The sequence below is a fragment of the Thermococcus sp. M36 genome (assembly GCF_012027355.1).
In the GTDB taxonomy this organism is placed as follows: domain Archaea; phylum Methanobacteriota_B; class Thermococci; order Thermococcales; family Thermococcaceae; genus Thermococcus.
Map to the genome: position 1 here is coordinate 1 of NZ_SNUH01000050.1, position 592 is coordinate 592.

General features: G+C 29.7%; 1 protein-coding gene. It reads left to right on the forward strand.

Translation table 11 applies throughout. The features are described 5' to 3' along the window. The coding region (locus E3E36_RS11265) for a hypothetical protein (protein WP_206203619.1) at window positions 1-489 on the forward strand (489 nt) is incomplete at its 5' end. Window positions 490-592 lie beyond the last annotated feature (103 nt).

A 592-nucleotide genomic window follows, 5' to 3' on the forward strand; every position in this document is an offset into this window, starting at 1 on the left:
AAAAACACACTGAGAGAAAAAGTTGCTGTATTTTTTCAAAAGCCCGAAAAGATTGATGCTGCCGTAAGAAATAAAGCAGAACAGATTTTCAATATCAAACAAAGCAAAGCAACATTAAACAGCGAGTTAAACAATTATGTTATTTGGCAAATGATAGTAATGTTGATAAGCCTGTTTGCTTTTATTTTGTTTGAACAGCAACTAAACCCTTATGCCAAACTAATATTTGCTGTACTAACCATTTTAACGCTTATTAATTGCGGTGCTATTATGGAACAGAAGCGTTGGATATTTTATATTGAAATAATTCCTGTAGCAGTAACTATTCCTTTTGTTTTGTTGCTTGTACCTGCTGCTGTTCAATATGCATTAATGGTTATGTTGTTGTTAACAGTATTTGTTTTAATAACAGTGTCTTATTTTACATCGTTACAAAAGTTTTATTTAAAAATTGTTTATAAAAACAATAGCCACAAGTCACATTATTAATCCCTTTCTTTGCCGTTTTAACTATTATTATGTGGTATAGTTTAGGAAAAGCAATTTTAAAAAACAGGGTATTATTATTAGCTATCCTTTTTAGATCGGAAGA